This window comes from Duganella sp. Leaf126 (genome assembly GCF_001423125.1).
Taxonomy (GTDB): domain Bacteria; phylum Pseudomonadota; class Gammaproteobacteria; order Burkholderiales; family Burkholderiaceae_D; genus Rugamonas.
In genome coordinates this window covers 199479-218154 of the sequence record NZ_LMNW01000034.1, presented here as the reverse complement: position 1 = coordinate 218154, position 18676 = coordinate 199479, and the positions used below count along the sequence as shown (strand labels likewise).

16 protein-coding genes are annotated in these 18676 nt (G+C 68.2%); 8 read left to right on the top strand and 8 right to left on the bottom strand.

The window, feature by feature from the left end:
• Positions 1-136: 136 nt before the first annotated feature.
• Complete coding sequence (locus ASF61_RS20095) at positions 137-1024, top strand: sensor histidine kinase (RefSeq protein ID WP_229205945.1); 888 nt, start codon at positions 137-139, stop codon at positions 1022-1024.
• A gap of 31 nt (positions 1025-1055) precedes the next feature.
• Entirely contained in the window at positions 1056-2051 is a 996-nt protein-coding gene (locus ASF61_RS20090; RefSeq protein WP_082491841.1) for a sensor domain-containing diguanylate cyclase, read from the top strand.
• A gap of 6 nt (positions 2052-2057) precedes the next feature.
• On the opposite strand, the gene ASF61_RS20085 is transcribed toward ASF61_RS20090, so the two are convergent.
• The 3 genes from ASF61_RS20085 to ASF61_RS20075 all read right to left on the bottom strand — a co-directional run bounded on the left by ASF61_RS20085 (position 2058) and on the right by ASF61_RS20075 (position 3438).
• A complete protein-coding gene (locus ASF61_RS20085) occupies positions 2058-2306 on the bottom strand; it encodes a hypothetical protein (protein ID WP_056160129.1) in 249 nt (82 codons plus the stop codon).
• Positions 2306-3091: a DNA/RNA non-specific endonuclease gene (locus ASF61_RS20080; protein WP_056160126.1), complete on the bottom strand. Its 786-nt coding sequence runs from the start codon at positions 3089-3091 to the stop codon at positions 2306-2308. Before ASF61_RS20080 ends, ASF61_RS20085 begins: the two co-directional genes overlap by 1 nt.
• Positions 3092-3219: 128 nt before the next feature.
• Complete coding sequence (locus ASF61_RS20075) at positions 3220-3438, bottom strand: hypothetical protein (RefSeq protein ID WP_056160123.1); 219 nt, start codon at positions 3436-3438, stop codon at positions 3220-3222.
• Between the two features lie 169 nt (positions 3439-3607).
• Between ASF61_RS20075 and ASF61_RS20070 the strand changes: the two genes are divergently transcribed.
• Both ASF61_RS20070 and ASF61_RS20065 read left to right on the top strand, forming a co-directional pair.
• Positions 3608-5596 carry a diguanylate cyclase domain-containing protein gene (locus ASF61_RS20070; RefSeq protein WP_229205944.1) on the top strand — a complete coding sequence of 663 codons (1989 nt, stop codon included), beginning with the start codon at positions 3608-3610 and terminating at the stop codon, positions 5594-5596.
• A 70-nt stretch (positions 5597-5666) separates the two neighbouring features.
• Complete coding sequence (locus tag ASF61_RS20065) at positions 5667-6983, top strand: NCS2 family permease (RefSeq protein WP_156369657.1); 1317 nt, start codon at positions 5667-5669, stop codon at positions 6981-6983.
• Between the two features lie 21 nt (positions 6984-7004).
• Here the strand turns inward: ASF61_RS20065 and ASF61_RS20060 are convergent, their stop codons facing one another.
• Positions 7005-7967 (bottom strand): NAD(P)H-binding protein, encoded by a 963-nt coding sequence (locus ASF61_RS20060; protein ID WP_056160118.1) that lies wholly within the window; start codon positions 7965-7967, stop codon positions 7005-7007.
• Between the two features lie 95 nt (positions 7968-8062).
• Between ASF61_RS20060 and ASF61_RS20055 the strand changes: the two genes are divergently transcribed.
• On the top strand, positions 8063-8983 hold the full coding sequence (locus ASF61_RS20055) for a LysR family transcriptional regulator (RefSeq protein WP_056160116.1): 921 nt from the start codon (positions 8063-8065) through the stop codon (positions 8981-8983).
• Here the strand turns inward: ASF61_RS20055 and ASF61_RS20050 are convergent.
• Positions 8973-9425 carry a DUF4124 domain-containing protein gene (locus ASF61_RS20050; protein WP_056160114.1) on the bottom strand — a complete coding sequence of 151 codons (453 nt, stop codon included), beginning with the start codon at positions 9423-9425 and terminating at the stop codon, positions 8973-8975. The two genes, ASF61_RS20055 and ASF61_RS20050, sit on opposite strands and share 11 nt — an antisense overlap.
• A 171-nt stretch (positions 9426-9596) precedes the next feature.
• Here ASF61_RS20050 and ASF61_RS20045 point away from each other — a divergent pair, with 171 nt between their 5' ends.
• Positions 9597-10346 (top strand): YdiY family protein, encoded by a 750-nt coding sequence (locus tag ASF61_RS20045; RefSeq protein WP_056160112.1) that lies wholly within the window; start codon positions 9597-9599, stop codon positions 10344-10346.
• A gap of 8 nt (positions 10347-10354) precedes the next feature.
• Positions 10355-11566 carry a formate-dependent phosphoribosylglycinamide formyltransferase gene (purT, locus tag ASF61_RS20040; RefSeq protein ID WP_056160110.1) on the top strand — a complete coding sequence of 404 codons (1212 nt, stop codon included), beginning with the start codon at positions 10355-10357 and terminating at the stop codon, positions 11564-11566.
• On the opposite strand, the gene ASF61_RS22990 is transcribed toward purT, so the two are convergent.
• The gene (locus tag ASF61_RS22990; RefSeq protein ID WP_229205943.1) at positions 11561-11719 is read right to left on the bottom strand and encodes a LytTR family transcriptional regulator DNA-binding domain-containing protein; all 159 of its coding nucleotides are present in this window, start codon (positions 11717-11719) and stop codon (positions 11561-11563) included. The genes purT and ASF61_RS22990 overlap by 6 nt on opposite strands.
• Before the next feature lie 205 nt (positions 11720-11924).
• Between ASF61_RS22990 and ASF61_RS20035 the strand changes: the two genes are divergently transcribed.
• Positions 11925-15956 carry a CHASE domain-containing protein gene (locus ASF61_RS20035; protein WP_056160107.1) on the top strand — a complete coding sequence of 1344 codons (4032 nt, stop codon included), beginning with the start codon at positions 11925-11927 and terminating at the stop codon, positions 15954-15956.
• Here the strand turns inward: ASF61_RS20035 and ASF61_RS20030 are convergent.
• Together ASF61_RS20030 and ASF61_RS20025 are read right to left on the bottom strand one after the other, a co-directional pair.
• A complete protein-coding gene (locus ASF61_RS20030; RefSeq protein WP_056160294.1) occupies positions 15953-17554 on the bottom strand; it encodes a methyl-accepting chemotaxis protein in 1602 nt (533 codons plus the stop codon). The genes ASF61_RS20035 and ASF61_RS20030 overlap by 4 nt on opposite strands.
• Before the next feature lie 82 nt (positions 17555-17636).
• A complete protein-coding gene (locus ASF61_RS20025; RefSeq protein WP_056160100.1) occupies positions 17637-18587 on the bottom strand; it encodes a 2-hydroxyacid dehydrogenase in 951 nt (316 codons plus the stop codon).
• Positions 18588-18676: the final 89 nt, after the last annotated feature.

The following is an 18676-nucleotide window of genomic DNA, read 5'->3' as shown; positions in this document are numbered from 1 at the left end:
GATTATAGCCCACTTGCCGCTTTTTCGTGCATTGCAGCATGCATTGACATAGCACAAAGATGCAAATAAGCAAGCAATGTATTTTCGTCGAACTTGTCCAGTTTTTTGCCAGCAATAAATTTCCGACGGAGGCCCGATGATGCAAACTGCTGCGCTGCTCCATGATATCGACCTGTTCTTGACCGGCATGTGCTTGCTGGCCGGACTCACGGCAGTGCTGTACTGGCGACAGCGCCGCCAGCACGCGGCGCTGCACCGCATGCAGGCGCGGCTGGGACGGGAGCGCAGCACGCGTGAACAGGCCGAGCAGGCACTGGCCGACACCCGGCGCCAGGTCTGTCATCTGAGCGCCAGCCAGCAATCGCTACGCGACGCCGAACGGCGCCGCATCGCGCGCGATCTGCACGACGACCTCGGCCAGCACCTGCTGACGCTGGGCCTGGAGGTGCGCGCACTCGGTGCCAGCCAGCCGTCGCTGGTGGAAATAGTGGACCGGATCGACGCCCATGTCCAGCACACCTTGCGCGCGATGCGCTGCGTGGTGCGCGACCTGCAGCCCGAGGCACTGGAAGACGGCCTGCAGGTGGCAGTGAACGGCCAGCTGGTGCAATTTTCGCGCCTGAACGGCATCGCGTGCCAGCTCGAGGCGCGCCCGGAAGTCTTCGACGGCCGCGATGCCGGCGTCGACAAGATGGTGTATCGGATCCTCCAGGAGTCGCTCAGCAATATTGCCCGCCACGCGCAGGCCACCGAAGTCTCGGTGGCGATCGCCCGCGCTGCCGACCGCCTCGACCTCACCGTGCGCGACAACGGCGTCGGCCTGCCGGTCCCGCCGCAGCCGTCGCAGCAAGCGCAACAGCACGGCGCCACGCCGGCACACCGCGCAGCGCATGGCGCCGGCCGCATGGGGCTGCGCGGCATGGCCGAGCGCGTGGCCGAGGCAGGCGGCCGCCTCGACGTGGCCAGCACGCCGGGCCAGGGGACCGCCCTGACGCTGTCGATCCCGCTTCATTCCCTGCAGTGAGTCTCCCATCCGCCTACCAGCAAAGGCCGTCATGAACAGCAAGCACAAGATTTCCCATATCATGGAATTTCCCCAGGCAAAGCCTCAGCATGGCTTTGCCCTCAACATGCTGCAATCGCTGGTGATCCCGACCTTCGTGATCGGTATCGACGGCAAGGTGATCATCTGGAACGCCGCCTGCGAACGCCTGACCGGCGTCCATGCCTGGGAAGTGCTGGGCACCGACCAGCACTGGCAGGCGTTTTACCAGGACCGGCGCCCGACCCTGGCCGACCTGGTGATCGAGGCGCGCAGCCGGCCCGACGTCGGCACGGACCCGATGGCGCAGGCCGGGGACGCCGATACCGGACTGTGCTCGCAGAACTGGTGCGAAATGCCGCGCCTGGGACGCCAGCGCTTCCTGGCAGCAGACGCCAGTCCCATCCTGGACGCCGACGGCGTGCTGCTGGCGGTGGTGGAAACCCTGCGCGACGTCACCGATGAAAAACGGGCCCAGGTGGCGCTCGAGCAACTGGCCACGCGCGACGGCCTCACCGGCCTGGCCAACCGCCGCTGCTTCGACGACACCATGCATGCCGAATGGCAGCGCGCGCTGCGCCAGCAGCAGCCGCTGTCGCTGCTGATGGTCGACGTCGACAACTTCAAGCAGTACAACGACGCCTACGGCCACCTCGGTGGCGACGAATGCCTGCAACGCATCGCTGCCGCCGTGGCCAAGGAAATGCGTACCAACGACCTGGTGGCGCGTTACGGCGGCGAGGAGTTTGCCGTGATCCTGCCCAACCAGTCGCTCAAGGGGGCAGCCATCGTGGCCGAGCGGATCCGCTGCCGGGTCGAACAGCTGCACTTGCCCAACCTCGGCAGCATGCAGCACGTGGTCACGGTCAGCATCGGCGCAGCCACCGCGCTGCCCTCGCAGGACACCGATCCCAGCCAGCTGGTGGCGACAGCCGATTCGGCGCTCTACCGCGCCAAGCACATGGGACGCAACCGCATCAGCCTGCCGAGCAACGTCGCCCTCACCTGAACCGGCTCAGGCAAACGGGTTATCCACCTTGTGGACGGCCGGCGCCGGTAGCTGTTCGGGCAGATCGGTGTGCGCTTCCAGCCGTTTCACCACGTCGGCCAGCAGGCGCTGCAGGGCGCGCGCGTGGTCGAGGCCGGCGCGGTCGGCGGTCAGGTCGATGTCGCCGCTGACGGTGATGCGGTCGAGGCGGTTCTCGATGGTGAGGCCGCCGATGGTCAGCACGTCGACTTCGTTGGCATAGGGTATAAACGTCATCACTTACTCCGATCCTTGCGTTGGCGGACATTGGGCAGGCGCAGCATCACCTGTTTTTCGCGCGGCGACAGCGACGGTAACAGATCGATGCCGATCCGGCTTTCCAGTTGCGCCACGGTCAGGATTTCATAGCTGGCGCCCGCCTTGTTCTCGACAAAATAGGCGCCGCCCGCGTGCTGGCGCGGGCTGTAGATCAGCTTGTACAAATGGGTCGGCACCAGCACCTTGCCCACCTTCTGCAGGCTGGCGCCGATGAATGCCGGACCGGTCAGCACATATAAATCGCCCTCCTTCTTGGCCATGCCGCGCACCACGCCTTCGATGCCGGCCCACAGGTGGCGGTTGATCTCGCTATCCTGGGGCACCATATTGGCCAGCGTAAAACTTTCACGCTGGGTCTGGCGGTCCGGCATGTCGGCGTTGGGCGCCATGTGGCCGCGGTCGTAGCCGCTGCGCGCATAGTCGGCCAGTTCGGCGCGGGCATTAACCGGCAGGCGCGGCTCGGCGTGAAAAGCGTTTTCGCGCGACAGCTCGCGGGCGGCATCGAGATTGGCGGCGGTCAGGTGCTCGGCCGACCACAACGGCGTGCGCGTCACGCCGGAATGCATGACGCCGAACACCCCGTAGCACAGCTCGGTGGTGCCAGCTTCCATTTTCGGGTTGAGGATTTCAGGGGGGCGGCCATCGACATAATAGGTCGGGCACTGGCTCGCTGCGGCCATGGCGGCAGCGAGCAGGCCGCCCGCAAGCACGACGGCAGCGGCCGAACGCTGGATCAGGTTCATTGGTATTTCAGGAAATATTGTGAGGCAGGATACTAGCAAAAAAGGGCCGGTCCGTGCTCGAACCGGCCCTTTTACGCGTGCGCTGCTGGGCAACTGCGATGCTGGCGGGAGGGCGGGATGGCCTGCAATCAGGACGCTTTGGCGCGCCTGACGGTGTTGCGGCGCCGGTAGCCGGTGCCGGTGCGACCGCCCTGCGGTTCCCGCGTCTCGCCGCGCTCGGCGCGCTGCTCGTTGACGATGCGGGCAGCAACTTCCTCCTCGCGGCCCGGATAGCGGCCTTCCTGCTTGAACTTCTGCTGCAGTTCCATGAATTCGCGCTCACGCTTGGGGTTGGCACCTCTGGGCATGTTGTACTCCTTAAAACATTCGCATGGTCTATCGTAATGAATGCTGAGCGCGCAAGTCGCACGGCTGCCGACAGTATTGCCACAGTTCACGATCACTTGCTGGTGTAACTCTGTCCGCTGTGCAATACTGTGCCGAGCTCCCATCACAATGCCGTCAAAGCACCGCACCATGGCCGTATCTGTCAGACTCCCGCGCAGCTTCCGCTTGCGCATGACCCTGGTGGTCGTTCTCCTGGTGCTGGTGGCCACCATGACCGTCACCTGGGTGGCGCTGGTGCTGGCGGAGCGCGACATGAAAGCGATCATCGGCAAGCAGCAGTTTGCGCTGCTGACCTCGTCAGCCGCCCAGGTCGATGCACAGCTGGACGCCAAAAAGCTGCTGCTGGCCAGCCTGGCCGAGGATGTCCCGCCGCCGGCCGGCGCCGACACGGCCGGCATGCTCGCCTTCGTCCAGCGTCATCCGCTGGCGCGCCGGCAGTTCCGCAACCTGATCCTCTACAACCGGCAAGGCGAACTGCTGCACACGCAGGGCGATGGCGTCGCCAGCCTGCCGGTCAGCGCAGCCGTGCAGGCCTTTCTTCGCAAGGCATGGGATCAAGGTAATACCGTGGTCTCGAACCCGTACCCGAGCGCGCTGACCGGTGCGGCGGCCGTGGTGCTGATACAGCCGGTCAAGGATGGGCAAGGCCGTACGACCATGCTGCTCGGCGGCATCCTCGACCTGGTCGGCTCCAGCCTGCTGGAACAGGTGGCCGGCCAGCGTTCCGGCCGTACCGGTTACTCGTTTATCTTCACCACCGGCGGCGTGGTGGTCCAGCACCCGGACCGTAGCCTGATCCTCACCAACCTGCTCGGGCGCCCGACGCCGAACCGCGCCACGCAGCAGGCGCTGGCCGGCTTCGAAGGCTGGACCGAGGCGCGCGGCAGCGACGGGGTCGCGAGCATCTACTGCTACAAGCGGCTGCGGGCGGCCGACTGGATCGTCGGTGCGCGCTACCCGGTGGCCGAAGCGTTCGCACCGATGATCGCCATGCGCGGCCAGGGCATGCTGGCGGCAGCCGCGTTTGCGGTAGTGGCCGGCATCATGGCATGGCTGGCGATCCGCGGAATGCTCAGTCCGCTCAACCGGCTGCACCGGCATATCGGCGACATCCGCAGCGGCAGCGCCGACATCAGCGTGCTGCAACGCGGCCGCCCCGACGAGATCGGTGAACTGAGCCGCGCTTTCCACGAACTGATGGCCGAACGCGAGGCAGCGCAACAGGCGATCCGCGACAGCGAATCGCTGATCAGCAGCATCCTCGAGCGGGCGCCCGACGCGTTCGTCAGCTGCGCGGCCGACGGCGCCATCACCAACTGGAACGCGGCTGCCGAGCGCACCTTCGGCTGGCGCCGCGACGAGGTGCTGGGCCGCGATATCGCCGAACTGATCGTGCCGCCCGCCATGCGCAGCGCCCACCAGGCAGGCATGCGCGCCTTTGGCGCCGGGCACATGGGCCGCCTGATCGATTCGCGCGTGCGCATCAGCGCCCTGCACCGCGACGGCCACGAGGTGCCGGTCGAGTTGTCGCTGGGGGCAGTGCGCCACGTGGGCGCTTTCTATGCGACCGCTTTTCTCCATGACGTGACCGAGCGGGTCGCGTTCGAAAAGCGCCTGACCGAGCTGGCGCGCACGGACCCGCTGACCGGCATCGCCAACCGCCTGCGCTTCGAGGAAGTGCTGCAGCACGCGGTGACCCGGGCGCGCCGCAACCGCGAACCGCTGGCGCTGGCCTATCTCGACATCGACCACTTCAAGGCCATCAACGATGGCGACGGCCATGCGGCCGGCGACGAGGTGCTGCGCGAAGTTGCCGCGCGCCTGCTGGCCAGCGTGCGTGCGGCCGACACCGTGGCGCGCATCGCCGGCGACGAATTCGTCATCATTTTCGAACAGGTCGGCCAGCCCGACGAAGCGGCGCGGCTGGCCGAGAAGATCGGCGCCGCGATCCGGGCGCCGTTCACGGTGGCCGGCGCAGCCAGGCTGGTGACCACCAGCATCGGCATCGCCCTGCTCGACGGCGACGACCTGACGCCGGCCGCGCTCGTGGCACGCGCCGACGCTGCCCTGTACCGGGCCAAGCAACAGGGCCGCGACGGTCACGCGCTGGCGCCTTGAGCTCGGGCTGAGCCCATCCGTGGTATTGTTCGCCCTCGAACAATCACTGCGTTCGCCGCAGCAACCGTCCATGCCCGCTTCTACCCCCTCCAGTTCCGTCATTTCCCGATTTTTCCAGCTTCCCGAACACGGCAGCAGTATCCGCACCGAAGTGGTGGCCGGTGTGACCACCTTCCTGACGATGGCCTACATCATCTTCGTCAACCCCACCATTCTCGGCGACGCCGGCATGCCGCGCGACGCCGTGTTCGTGGCAACCTGCATCGCGGCAGCCATCGGCAGCCTGATCATGGGCCTGTACGCCAACTACCCGATCGGCATGGCGCCGGGCATGGGCCTGAACGCCTATTTTGCCTATGCCGTGGTGCTGGGCATGGGCGTGCCCTGGCAATCGGCGCTGGGCGCCGTGTTCATTTCCGGCTGCCTGTTCTTCGTGGTCAGCGTGTTCAAGGTGCGCGAGCACATCGTCAACGGCATTCCGCACTCGCTGCGGGTGGCCATCACGGTCGGCCTGGGACTGTTCCTGGCCCTGATTGCCATGAAAAGCTCGGGCCTGGTGGTCGGCAGCCCGGCCACGCTGGTCACGGTCGGCGATATGCACAATCCGCACACCATCATGGCCATCTTCGGCTTTCTGCTGATCGTCACGCTCGACCGCCTGAAGGTGCCGGGCGCGCTGCTGATCGGCATCGTCAGTGTCACCGTGCTCAGCTTCTTCTTTGGCGGCAACAGCTTCAAGGGCTTCATGTCGCTGCCGCCGTCGATCGCGCCCACCTTCTTCCACCTCGACCTGTCCGGTGCGCTGTCGATCGGCCTGTTCAACGTGGTGCTGGTGTTTTTCCTGGTCGAGTTGTTCGATGCGACCGGCACGCTGATGGGGGTCGCCAGCCGCGCCGGTCTGCTGGTCGGCGGCAAGATGGCGCGCCTGAACAAGGCCCTGATGGCCGACAGCGGCGCCATCCTGGCCGGCTCCATGCTCGGCACCTCCAGCACCACCGCCTACCTGGAAAGCGCAGCCGGGGTGCAGGCCGGCGGGCGCACCGGTCTGACCGCCGTGGTGGTCGCCGCCCTGTTCCTCGCAGCGCTGTTATTCTCCCCGATCGCCGGCGTGGTGCCGGCCTACGCCACCGCGCCGGCACTGCTGTTCGTGGCATGCCTGATGTTGCGCGACCTGGTCGAGGTGGACTGGACCGAGACCACCGAAAGCGTACCGGCGGCGATCACCGCGCTGGTGATCCCGTTTACCTACTCGATCGCCCACGGCATCGCCTTTGGCTTCATCACCTATGCCGGCCTGAAGCTGCTGACCGGCCAGGCGCGCCAGGTCAAGCCGGTGGTGTGGATCATTGCCGTGGTGTTCCTGATCAAGTACAGCGTCATCAGCTGAGCAGCGGCCGGCGGCCATCGTTCACCGGTCCAGGCAGCCAAGGCCTGCCAGCGTGGTGCGGACCGCGATGTCGAGCGGCGTATGCGGCTCGCGGCCCAGCACTGCCAGCAGGCGCGCATTCGACATGCGGACCGGGCGGCGCCACAGATAAGCCACTTCCTGTACCTCGCGCAGGAACGGCACGAACGGCGCTGCCAGCGTGGCCAGCCACCATGGAAAGGCGCGTACCCGCAGCCCGGGCCGGCCGACGGCGCGGGCAATCGCCGCTGCCATCTGCGTGCCATCGGCATCCCAGTGCCCGGCCATGTGGAAGCGGGCAAACGGTGGCAGGAGGTCTTCGCGGTCGATCAGTTGCAGCATGGTCTCTGCCACGTCCGGCAGATAGGCCCACTGGTGCCCCACGCCGGCCCGGCCCGGGGCCGAAATCGACGTCGCCGGCCGCCCCGGCCTGACCATCCCCTGCGAGAACCAGCTGCTGCCGGGCGTGGGCCCGAAATAGTCGCCGGCACGCACGATCAGGCTGCGCACCCCGCGCGCCGCTGCCGCCTCCAGGCGCGCCTCGAGCGCCACCCGGATCGCGCCCTTGCGCGTGACCGGGTGCTGGGGCGCATCTTCGGCGATCAACGGCACGGCATCGGGTCCGTATTTATATACGGTACCCGGCAGCACGATGCGCGCGCCTGCTGCCTGCGCCGCTGCGATGGTGTTGTCGATCATCGGCAGCACCAGCCGGTCCCAGTGCCGGTAGCCGGGCGGATTGACGGCGTGGACGATCAGCGCGGCACCCGCTGCAGCCGCCACCACGTCGGCCTGCCGCATGGCGTCGCCCGGCACCCACGCGATGTCGCCGCAGTGTTGCGCCGCGCGCACCGGGTTGCGATGCAGCGCCCTGACCCGCCAGCCGCGCGCCAGCAAGCCGCGCGCCACTTCGCCACCGATGCCGCCGGTTGCGCCCAATACCAATGCCAGTTTCTGCTGTGCCATGCTTGACTCCCGTTTGAACGATGAAGCGGCCAGTGTGACCGCGAAGCCGGCAAAAGAAAATTGCTTGATCCTGCATGGCCGCTATACAATTTCGTATGGATAAGACAAGCCCGCCCTGGGAGCTGTACCGCACCTTTCTTGCCGTCTCGCAGCACGGCTCGCTGTCGGCTGCGGCGCGCGCACTGGGCATCACGCAACCGACGGCAGGACGCCATATCGACGCCCTCGAACAGGCGCTGGGATTGAGCCTGTTCGTGCGCTCGCCCGCGGGTTTTTCCGGCACCGATGCGGCCGCCGCCCTGCTCCCCTATGCCGAAACCCTGGCCGCCACGTCGGCGTCGCTGCTGCGCGCAGCGTCGAATCTGGGCGCAGGGCCGGAGCTTGCCGGCACGGTGCGCATCACCGCGAGCGAGGTGATCGGCGTGGAAGTGCTGCCGCCCATCCTGGCGGCGCTGGCGCGCCGGCATCCGCGCATCACCGTGGAGCTGGCGATTTCGAACCGCATCGAAAACCTGTTGCGGCGCGACGCGGACATCGCCGTGCGCATGCAGCGCCCGCAGCAGGACGCGCTGCTGGCGCACCGCGTCGGCGTGATCGAACTGGGATGGCATGCGCGGCGCGACTACCTGGAGCGCATGGGCACGCCGCGCAGCAACGACGAGCTGGCGCGCCACGCGCTGATCGGCGTGGACACGCACAACGCCTTTACCCGCAAGCTGCTGCACCTGCTGGGACCGCTCGACGCCGGCATGCAGGTGCTGCGCAGCGACAACGACCTGGTACACCTGGCAGCGATCCGCGCCGGCCTGGGCGTGGGCATCTGCCAGGTGCGGCTGGCGCAGCGCGACCCGGCGCTGGTGCGCGTCATGGCGGACGTGCTGTCGATACCGATGGAAACCTGGCTGGCCATGCACGAAAACCTGCGCGGCAACCCGGTCTGCATGGCCATCTACACGGCGCTGGCCGAGGGCATGGAGACGTATATCGCCGGTGCCGGCGACGCTGTCAGCGGGTAGCGACGCTGCGGCCCTGGCGCCGCAGTTCGTCCTGCATCAGCAGCGTGGTGCGCGCGGTCTGCAGGGTGACGGCATCGGTACTGACGGTCTTGCGCAGCAGCGGGCGCGGCAAATCGGCCCAGCGGCTGCGTGGCAGGCCGAGGCCGACGATGCCGGGCGCCATCACTTCTGTTGCCGTGTCGGCGGTGGCAAGGTGGGATGCCTCGGCGCCGGTGGTCACCATCAGGCCGACCGCGCCGCTGTCGCTGACATCGTCGTTGACGGCGCGCTGGCCGGGGTGATTGGCGCACGGTTCATCGGTCAGCGTGACGCGCCCGCCGGCGTCGACGCAGCGGTAGACCTGTGATGGCGACTGTGCCAGGGCCGGTCCGGCGCCTGCGGCCACAGCGGCGCACAGCAGGAGGGCGGCGGCGGCGGCCGCGATATTGTGATGGGTAGACATGGTCCCCTCCGCAGCGGGTTTCTTGACGATGTGGCATCATGCCTTGCCCGCGACACGCAATCTGTACGCGGCCACACCTAGCGGCTCAGGTACAATAGAACTCATCCGTAAACCACCGACAACGCTGCCGCGCGTGCCACCGCGCGGGCGCTGCGCACACTCACCTTGCCCATGAAATCTGCCCTGATCGTCACCCCGCTTGCTTTGACCCTGCTTTGCGGCAATGCCGCCGCGATCGACACCCCGCCCCCGTACGGCTGGAGCACCTCCGCCGAACTGGGCGCCATTTCCACCTCCGGTAACACGGTCGGTACCTCGGTGACCGGCAAGTTCGACGCCAAGCAGGAATTGCCGGACTTTAGCAACGAATACATCGTTTCGGGCTACTTCAAGGACGAGCAGGTGACCAATGCCGACGGCAGCAAGTCGCGCGAGCGCTCGGCCCAGCGCTACGCCCTGTCGGGCAAGACGGCCTACAAGCTGATGGAAGACAACGACCGCCTGTTCGCGCTGGCCACCCACGTCAACGACAAATTCGGCGCCTACACCAAGTATTCGACGGTGGGCGTCGGTTATGGAACGCGCCTGTACAGCACCGACAACCTGACCCTGGACGGCGAGCTCGGTCCCGGCTACTTCCGCGGCGAACGCTCCACCGGCGAAACCGAGAACGGCGTGACGGTGCGCGCAGCCGGCAGCCTGAAATGGCGCCTCAGCGAATCGGCGCTGTTCAGCCAGCTGGTGTCGGTCGAACGCGGCACCTCGAATACCCACTCGACCGCCGAAACCGCGCTGTCCACCAAGATCAACAGCACCTTGCAGATGAAGGCCGCGTTCAGCGTGCGCAGCGACACCAGCGTGCCGGACGACAAGAAGAACACCGATACCCAGACCTCGGTCACGCTGGTCTACTCGTTCTGAGGCCGGCCATGACGACTGCACGCATCATCGGCACGCCGCTGTCGCCGTCGGCCACCCGCGTCATTCTGCTTGGCGCCGGCGAACTGGGCAAGGAAGTCATCATCGCCCTGCAACGCCTGGGCGTGGAAACCATCGCGGTGGACCGCTACCGGCATGCCCCCGGTCACCAGGTAGCGCACCGCGCCCACGTGATCGACATGACCGACGGCGCCGCGCTGGCCGCGCTGATCGCGCAGGAACAGCCGGACCTGGTGGTGCCGGAAATCGAGGCGATTGCCACCGACACCCTGGCGGCGCTCGAACAGGCGGGCAAGATACGCTGCATCCCCACCGCGCGCGCTGCCCGGCTGACCATGAACCGCGAGGGCATCCGCGTGCTGGCCGCCGAAACGCTGGGCCTGGCGACATCGCCGTACCGCTTCGCCAGCAGCCTGGCCGAGCTGGAGGCGGCAACCGCAGAAATCGGATTTCCATGCGTGATCAAGCCGGTGATGTCGTCTTCCGGCAAAGGGCAGTCGAAAATCGACGGCGCTGGCGAGGTGCAGGCAGCATGGCAGCACGCCGCTGCCGGCGGCCGGGTCGATGCGGGCCGCGTGATCGTCGAAGGCTTCATCGACTTCGACTACGAAATCACGCTGCTGACGGTGCGGTCGCTCGGCGCCGACGGCCAGGTCGTCACCGAATTCTGCCAACCGATCGGCCACGTCCAGGTGCAGGGCGACTACGTGGAATCGTGGCAGCCCTGCCGCATGCAACCGCTGGCGCTGCAGCGGGCACAGGACATCGCGGGCCGGATCACGGCCGATCTCGGTGGCCTCGGCCTGTTCGGCGTGGAGCTGTTCGTGCGCGGCGACATGGTGTGGTTCTCGGAAGTGAGCCCGCGCCCGCACGATACCGGCATGGTCACCATGGCCACCCAGAACCAGAGCGAATTCGAGATCCACGCGCGCGCCATCCTCGGCCTGCCGGTCGATGTCACGTTGCGCGCGCCGGGCGCCTCGGCCGTGATCTACGGCCAGCACGACGCGCCAGCGATCGCCTATGCCGGCCTGGCCGACGCGCTGCGCGTGCCGGGCGCCGATGTGCGCCTGTTCGGCAAGCCCGAATCGTTTGCCCGCCGCCGCATGGGCGTGGCGCTGGCAAGCGCCGCCGACACCGACAGCGCCCGCGCGAACGCCAGGCTGGCGGCATCGATGGTGAAGCCGTTCATCCCCTCATGACGGCTTGAACAGGTCGAGGTAGTTGCGGCTGACCACCAGCTGCTCGGTGCGGCCCTTCAGCTGCACCATCATCCGGCCGCGAAAATCGTGGCGCGTGCCGGCCACATGGCGTGCCGCCACGATCACGGTCAGCGTGGCCTCGTCCACCACCACGGCGCGCAGCGACGGCTGGCATGCGGAAAGTGGGCTGAGAGGACGTCGTGCGCTCCATGTGAGGGAATGACCACACTGTAGCGGCGCGCAAAGTGTTGCGTGGAGCGCTGCGACCAGGCGCATCCTGGCGGCGCGGGATGCGCCATGGTGGCGCCGGCTGCAGCGGTAGGCTATAGTCACGCCAGAGACGACCACGAGAGCTGCCATGCCTGCAGTGCCCCCCCCTGTAACAGCTCGCACCGCACCAACAACAGCGGCAACGGCAGCAACACCGGTCAACACCGAAGACGATCCCCTGCCGCCGCAGGCGCCCGCCCGCGACCACCACCCGGGTGTGGCCACCCTGTTGCTGCTGACCGTCGGCTACGCCGTGGCGGCAGCACTGAGCATGCAAGTGGGTTTTGCCCATACCAACGCGACGCCGCTCTGGCCGCAGTCCGGTATTGCGCTGGCAGCGGTTATCCTGCTCGGCCGGCGCGCCTGGCCGGCCATCATGCTGGGGGCGTTTGTCGCCAATCTGGCCACCTTTCTGTTCAATGGTCAGCTGCCGACGGCCACCGTGGTGCTGGTGTCGGCCGTCATCGGCGCCGGCAACGTGTGCGAGGCGCTGGCCGGCGCCTGGATGATGCGCCGGCTGACCGACGGCGCGCAGCCGCTCGGACAGCTGCAAAACGTCTACAAATTCGCGCTGATCGCCATGGTCATGAGCCTGGTGGGCGCTGGCATCGGCGGCGGCGCGCTGACGCTCAGCGGGCTGGCGCCGGACGGCGCGACCGGCACCATCCTGCTCACCTGGTGGGTGGGCGACACCGCCGGCGCGCTGCTGATGGCGCCCGCGATCGTCATCTGGCGGCTGCGACCGCCCGTGGTCTGGCGCGAAAGTGGTGCCAGGCGCTGGACGTTCTGGCTCGAAGTGGCGGCATCGCTGGCGTTGCTGGCGGCACTGAGCGCGGCCATCTTCCTGCGCAACTACGCGAGCGACGAGGCGCCCGGGTGGCTGCCCTACCTGTTCGTGCCCTGCGTGGCCTGGGCCGCGCATCGCTACGGCTTGCGCGGCGCCACCGCCGTGTGCCTGCTGGCAGCCGGCGCCGCCGTGGCGGCCACCGTCAACGGCCAGGGGCCGTTCGTGGCCGGCACCATGAACGACGCCCTGATCGCACTGGACACCTTTGTCGTGCTGTGCAGCCTGATCGGCATGGTGCTGAGCGCCGACGCGGCCGAACGCCGGCGCCTGCAGGCCGGCCTGCTGCAGCACAGCGCCGCACAATGGGCCACGCTGCTGCTCGGCGTCGGTCTGACGGTGCTGGTCTGGCAACTGGTGGCGGCCGGCACCGAACGCCGCGCGCGCGAGCATTTCGAGGCGGCCAGCCACGACATCGCCGAGCGCATCGAACGCCGCATCTCGCTCTACGAGTCGGGCTTGCGCGCAGCGCAGGCGCTGTTCCAGGCCGTGCCGCAACCGAGCCGCGAACAATGGCGCAGCTTTGCCGCCGGCATGGACCTGCAGCGCCACGTTCCCGGCGTGATGGGACTTGGCTACGCGGCCGTGGTCCGGAAAGACCAGCGTGCCGCGCTCGAGGCGCAGGCAGCCCGCGACGGCTATCCTGATTTCCGCAGCTGGACCCGCGCAGGCGCCAGCGATATCGGCCTGTACGCGCCCGTGTATTACCTGGAACCGTTCAGCGGCCGGAACCTGATGGCGTTCGGCTACGACATGTTGTCCGAGCCGGTGCGCCGGATTGCCATGCTCAAGGCCGCGCGCAGCGGCCAGCCTGCGCTCACCGAGCGCGTCGTACTGGTCCAGGATGCGCAGGGCGGCGGTCAGCCCGGGTTCCTGATGTACAGTCCGATCTACCGGCGCCACCCGACCATGCCTGCAGACGCCACACCGGCCCAGCGCATGGCGGCCCTGCAGGGCTTTGCGTACAGCCCGATCCGCGCGGCGGACCTGATGGATGGCCTGACCGGAAGCGGCATGCACGACCTGCGCATCGAAATCTTCGATGGCGACGGCACCGATGCCGGCAAGCGCCTGTTCGCCAGCACCGCGGACCGCACCGCCGCCGACCAGCTGCAATATCCGAACCCCTACCAGGGCGTGCACCCGCTCGAGCTGCTGCAGCACCGCTGGACACTGCGCTTTACCTCGCTACCCGATTTCGAACGCAGCATCGACCGCCAGAAATCGCACATCGTGCTGCTGGCCGGGATGATCATCAGCCTGCTGTTTTTCGGCGTGGTCCGCGCGCTGACGGCGCGCCGCCTGTATGCCACCGGACTGGCGCGCCAGATGACGGCGGCGCTGCGGGAGTCGCAGCAGTCGCTGATCGTTGCCCGTGACCAGGCCGAAGCGGCCAGCCGCGCCAAGACCGAATTCGTCGCCAACATGAGCCACGAAATCCGCACCCCGCTCAACGCGGTGCTGGGCATGGCCCACCTGCTGGACCAGACCGCGCTGGCGCCGGCCCAGCGCCAGTACGTCGGCATGATACGGTCCTCGGGCGGTTCGCTGCTGACCATCCTGAACGACGTCCTCGATTTTTCCAAGATCGAGGCCGGGCGCATGGAGCTCGCGCCGGCGCCGTTCGCGCTGGCGCAGGTACTCGAAGCGGTCGCCACGATCATGAGCGTGAACGCTGGCGAAAAGAATCTGCACCTGGCCATCGGCGTCGATGCCGGTGTGCCGGCCCGGCTGGTCGGCGACAGCCACCGCCTGCAGCAGGTGCTGGTCAACCTGGTCGGCAATGCGATCAAGTTCACCGAACGGGGTTCGGTAACGCTGCTGGTGGAAGGCGTGGCGCAGGCGCACACGCCGGCCGGCAGCGCTGTACCGGAGGTCACGCTGCGCTTCACCGTACGCGACACCGGCATCGGCATCGGTCCCGACCGGCTGGCACAGCTGTTCGCACCGTTCGCCCAGGCCGACGCCTCGATGACGCGCCGGTTCGGCGGCACCGGCCTGGGGCTGACGATTTCACGTCGCCTGGCGGACCTGATGGGCGGCGCCGTCACCGTGCGCAGCACGCCGGGAGTCGGCAGCGATTTCGTGCTGACGGTGCCGCTGCCGGTGCCCGCGCCAGGGCAGGAAATGGGCGACGACGCCGGCGAAACACCGCCGCCACGCACAGGCAATACCTTGCCGGCTGCGCCGCTGCCTGTGCCGGTGCCACCAACTGCCGGCGAGGCGGGCAGCACCCAGGCGCCCGGCACCGGCGAACCCGTACCGGCCACGCCGGTGCCGGTCATGGCCGACGAAGCGGGCGCCAGACGATCGCATGGCGCGGGCGATGCCATCGACCTGCTGCTGATCGGCGACCAGGGGCCCGATGCGCGCTTCCTGCCGCGCACGGTCGTGTCCTGCGGCTGGCGGGCGGCGCTGGCCGACAGTGGCGACCAGGCCCTGCGCATGCTGGGCGATCCGGCGCGGCGCATCGACGCAGTGCTGCTCGACTGGAATATGCCGGCGCCGGGCGGGCGCGCGGTCCTTGCCGCATTGCGCGCCGACGCCAGGCGCGCTGCGCGGCCCGTGCTCGTCATGGTCAACGCTTTCGAACAGGGCAGCCTGCTGCTGGCGGACGGCGACCACGGCGCCGACGGCGTGCTGCTCAAACCGGTGACCGCCGCCCGCCTGCGCGAGGCGATGAAGACGGCGCTGCGCCGCGGCCCTGCCCCTGCCACCGTTCCCCCGAAGCAGGTCGCGCCGCCAGCCATGGCTGGCACCGGGAACCAGGCCACCCATGAAAATACGCTCGACGCCGCGCAGGATGGCAACCAAGTCCCCGGGCGCGAAGCGCTGCAGGCGGCGCCGCCGGTACGGCTCGACGGCGCACATCTGCTGCTGGTCGAGGATAATCCGATCAACCAGCTGGTGGCGCGCAGCATGCTCGAACACGCAGGCGCCCGCGTCACGGCTGCCGATCATGGCCGCGCCGCGCTCGACATGCTGCGCGCCGGCGCCGACGATTACGACCTGGTGCTGATGGATGTGCAGATGCCGGAAATGGACGGCTTCACCGCCACCGGCCTGATACGCACGGAACTCGGCCTGACGCTGCCGGTGCTCGCGATGACCGCCGGCGTGATGGCGTCCGAGCGCGAACAGTGCATCGCTTCCGGCATGGACGACTTCATCGCCAAGCCCATCGATGTCGAGCAGATGCTGGCCGCAATACAGTCCCACCTTCAGCATCCGCGTCAGCGTCAGCGTCACCGGCACACTGCAGCGCGGCCTGGCTAGCAGGCCAGCGCGGTGCGCACCGGCACGGCGCTGCCGCAGTCGATGCGGTCGATGCGGAACGATCCGACCAGCGCCGTCAGTTCGCGCGCCTGCGCCTGCATGGCGTCGGCCGCCGCTGCCGCCTGTTCAACCAGCGCGGCGTTTTGCTGCGTTACACCGTCCATGTCGCCGATCGCCCGGCCGACCTGCTCGATGCCCGCTTCCTGCGCGCTGCTGGCAGCACTGATGGCGCCGATGATGGCGGTGACCTGCCCCACGCTGGCAACGATAGCGTCCATGGTGGCGCCGGCGGCCTGCGCCTGGGCGCTGCCGCTGGCGATCCGTTCGGCAGAGGCATGGATCAGCTTGTTGATCTCGCGCGCGGCGTCGGCCGAGCGCTGCGCCAGCGACCGCACTTCGGACGCAACCACCGCGAAGCCGCGACCCTGCTCGCCGGCGCGCGCCGCTTCCACGGCGGCGTTCAGGGCCAGGATATTGGTCTGAAACGCGATGCTGTCGATCACGCCGATGATGTCGGCAATCTTGCGGGCATCCTCGTGGATGCCCGCCATCGTGCCGACCATGTGGCGCACCGCGAGGCCGCCCTTGCCTGCCACATCGGCGGCCGACACGGCCAGCGCATTGGCGTGGCGCGCATTGCTGCTGTTCTCCCTGACCGCCTGGGTCAGGGCCGCCATCGCGGCAGCGGTTTCCTGCAAGGCGCCCGCCTGGTGCTCGGTGCGGCGCGACAGGTCGAGATTGCCGTTGGCGATTTCGCGCGAGGTCGTGTCGATGGTCACGGCGCCGTCGCGGACCCGGCCCACGGTCGCGGCCAGGCGCACCGTCATGTGGCTCAGCGCATCGAACAGCTGGCCGATTTCATCACGGCGGCCATGGTCGATGACCGCATGCAGTTCGCCGGCCGCCACCTGCCCGGCCAGCGCCACGGCGCGCGTAAGCGGCTGCACCACGCTGCGGGTCAGCATCCACGCCAGCACACTGCCGGCCGCCAGCGCCGCCACGCCGAGAGCGGCCAGCAGCACGCGGCTGGCGCGGAACTGCCGGTCCGAGGCTGCTGCCAGCGCCGTGGCTTGCTGCGTCTGCCATGCCAGCAACTGGCCGAGCGCACCGGCGTACTGTTTGAAGGCGGCGGCCAGGCGGGTGTCGAGCAGGCTTTCGACGTCCTGGATGCGTCCCGTGTCCTTGAACCTGAACAGGTCGGCGCGCAGCGCTAGGTAGGCGCGCTCGCGGGCTGCCACGGCCTGCAGCAGCGCCGCCTCTTCCGCCTGGGCCGGCAACGCCGCCAGCTTGCGCGCGATGGCGACGGCCTGGCGGTCGCCGGCCGCCAGCTGCGCCGCGAACAGGTCGGCCACTTCCAGGCTGTCGCTGCGCGCGATGGAAATCGCCCGCAGGCCGTTGAGCTCGGCCACGCCCATCAGCTCCGACGTCAGCTGCTGGCGGGCCAGCTTGTCGTGCACCAGGCTGGCGGTGGTGTCGTTGGCCGACTGCAGGCGCCACAAGGCCACCGCCGACATGCACGCCATCAGCAGCAGCAAGGCGGCGAACGACGCAACCACGCGCTGGCCGGTGGTGAGCTGGAGTGACTTCGGTACGATCATATACATTCCATTAAGCAATTTAATTTACTCGATGGAATGCATGGTAGGCGCCGAATATGACGCGCCGATGACGCCGTTCCCGTCAGTGGACCGGGGTGATCAGCGGCGCACCGCTGAAGTGCGCGAGCAGGTTGTCCACCACCAGCTGGCCCATGGCGTGGCGTGTTTCCACCGTCAGGCTGCCCACGTGCGGCGTCAGGATCACGTTGTCGAGCGCGCGCAGTGCTGCCGGGACGCGCGGTTCGTCGGCAAACACGTCGAGCGCCGCCATGCCCAGCGCGCCATCGCGCAGCGCGCTGGCAAGCGCCGATTCATCGACCAGCGCGCCGCGCGAGATATTGATCAGGGTGCCGTCAGGCCCCAGTGCGGCCATGATCGCGCCATCGATGGCGTGGCGCGTCGCAGGCGTGGCCGGCGCGCAGACCACCAGGTAGTCGCTGGCCTGCGCCAGGGCCAGCAGCGAAGCGGCGCGCGGTGCGGACGCGCCGTCGATGGGGCGCGGCTGAAAGTACATGGTGTCCATCCCGAAGGCGCGGGCGCGGTCGGCCACCGCCTGGCCGATGCGGCCGAAACCGAAGATGCCGCAGGTCTTGCCACGCAGCGCACGCGTGGGCTTGAGCGCGACACCGGACTCCCACGCACCGTCGCGCACGTAGCGATCGAGCGCCGGCAGGCGGCGGGCGGCCGCCAGCAGCAGCGTCAGCGCGTGGTCGGCCACATCGTCGGTCAGCACGCCGGGCGTGTTGCTGATGGCCAGTCCCCGGGCGCGCGTGAGGTCGAGCGGCACGGCATCGAGACCGATGCCGTTGATGGCCACCATTTCCAGCTGCGGCAACTGGTCGAGCAGCGGCTGATCGACGCCGATGGCGGCGGTGGTCAGCACTGCGCGCACGCCCGGCGCCACCTGCGCCACGTAGGCCGCGCGCTGGTCCGGCGCCACGCGCCACGCGTGGTGGCAGTCGAAATGCTGGTCAAGTTGCGCCATGACGGCGGCCGAGGGGCTTGCGGCAAGTACCAGGACTTCAGGTTTCATTGTCACTCCGAGTGTTGTAAAACGTGATGGCGATTGTAGCGGCCGGCAGCGAATCGGGTCGGACTCGTGGACTTTCCCCAAGGTATTCC

Excerpts from the sequence above, each read along its gene's own strand:
- ASF61_RS20095 (WP_229205945.1), top strand. The coding sequence starts at position 137 with ATGATGCAAACTGCTGCGCTGCTCCATGATATCGACCTGTTCTTGACC.
- ASF61_RS20090 (WP_082491841.1), top strand. The coding sequence starts at position 1,056 with ATGAACAGCAAGCACAAGATTTCCCATATCATGGAATTTCCCCAGGCA.
- ASF61_RS20085 (WP_056160129.1), bottom strand. The coding sequence starts at position 2,306 with ATGACGTTTATACCCTATGCCAACGAAGTCGACGTGCTGACCATCGGC.
- ASF61_RS20080 (WP_056160126.1), bottom strand. The coding sequence starts at position 3,091 with ATGAACCTGATCCAGCGTTCGGCCGCTGCCGTCGTGCTTGCGGGCGGC.
- ASF61_RS20075 (WP_056160123.1), bottom strand. The coding sequence starts at position 3,438 with ATGCCCAGAGGTGCCAACCCCAAGCGTGAGCGCGAATTCATGGAACTG.
- ASF61_RS20070 (WP_229205944.1), top strand. The coding sequence starts at position 3,608 with ATGGCCGTATCTGTCAGACTCCCGCGCAGCTTCCGCTTGCGCATGACC.
- ASF61_RS20065 (WP_156369657.1), top strand. The coding sequence starts at position 5,667 with ATGCCCGCTTCTACCCCCTCCAGTTCCGTCATTTCCCGATTTTTCCAG.
- ASF61_RS20060 (WP_056160118.1), bottom strand. The coding sequence starts at position 7,967 with ATGGCACAGCAGAAACTGGCATTGGTATTGGGCGCAACCGGCGGCATC.
- ASF61_RS20055 (WP_056160116.1), top strand. The coding sequence starts at position 8,063 with ATGGATAAGACAAGCCCGCCCTGGGAGCTGTACCGCACCTTTCTTGCC.
- ASF61_RS20050 (WP_056160114.1), bottom strand. The coding sequence starts at position 9,425 with ATGTCTACCCATCACAATATCGCGGCCGCCGCCGCCGCCCTCCTGCTG.
- ASF61_RS20045 (WP_056160112.1), top strand. The coding sequence starts at position 9,597 with ATGAAATCTGCCCTGATCGTCACCCCGCTTGCTTTGACCCTGCTTTGC.
- purT (WP_056160110.1), top strand. The coding sequence starts at position 10,355 with ATGACGACTGCACGCATCATCGGCACGCCGCTGTCGCCGTCGGCCACC.
- ASF61_RS20035 (WP_056160107.1), top strand. The coding sequence starts at position 11,925 with ATGCCTGCAGTGCCCCCCCCTGTAACAGCTCGCACCGCACCAACAACA.
- ASF61_RS20030 (WP_056160294.1), bottom strand. The coding sequence starts at position 17,554 with ATGATCGTACCGAAGTCACTCCAGCTCACCACCGGCCAGCGCGTGGTT.
- ASF61_RS20025 (WP_056160100.1), bottom strand. The coding sequence starts at position 18,587 with ATGAAACCTGAAGTCCTGGTACTTGCCGCAAGCCCCTCGGCCGCCGTC.